Origin of the sequence: Sutterella massiliensis (genome assembly GCF_016899755.1) — a bacterium.
GTDB lineage: Bacteria > Pseudomonadota > Gammaproteobacteria > Burkholderiales > Burkholderiaceae_F > Sutterella > Sutterella massiliensis.
This window is the reverse complement of the sequence record NZ_JACJJC010000237.1, coordinates 1-541: the sequence shown is the minus strand read 5'-3', so window position 1 is coordinate 541 and position 541 is coordinate 1. Positions and strand designations below refer to the sequence as shown.

Genomic DNA, 541 nt, shown 5'->3' with positions numbered 1-541 from the left:
GCATCATCGACACCGGCATCACTGTCGAAAACAATAAGATGGGGACGGAAGAATCGTCGACTTGGGCGCGAGAAGAGTTCGGCGTCAACCTCGGACCGCGCATCGGCTTGACTGCAACGGAAAAGGTCAATGAAGACCTCACCGTCCGCATGCAGCTCGAAAATCTCTTCGAGTCCGACAACGGCGCCATGCGCTTCAACCGCCTCTGGGGCGGGGAATCCTCGCTTGCGGTTCAGAGTCGCTACGGTGAGCTCGCCTTTGGCCGCGTCGGTGCGCTCACTTCGCCCTTCGGACGCTGGGGCGTGTACGGTCTTGAAGCGACGCCTTTCGGCAACGGCTGGGGCCGTTCCGGCGGCGTTCACCATGTCGCCGGGATGGCCGACCGCGTCGACAACGCGATTTCCTATGCCTCACCGGACTTCAACGGCTGGAAGATGTTCGGACAGTTCTCCTTCCAAACTGGCTCCAACCCAACGCCGGGCGTCGAACAATCGAAGTGGAAGCACAACACGCGCCGCGGCGCCCTGGCACTGCGCTTTAA

At 61.4% G+C, this 541-nt stretch carries 1 protein-coding gene; it reads left to right on the top strand.

The window, feature by feature from the left end:
- Positions 1–38 precede the first annotated feature (38 nt).
- The coding region (locus tag H6A60_RS12355; protein WP_239477748.1) for a porin at positions 39–541 on the top strand (503 nt) is incomplete at its 3' end.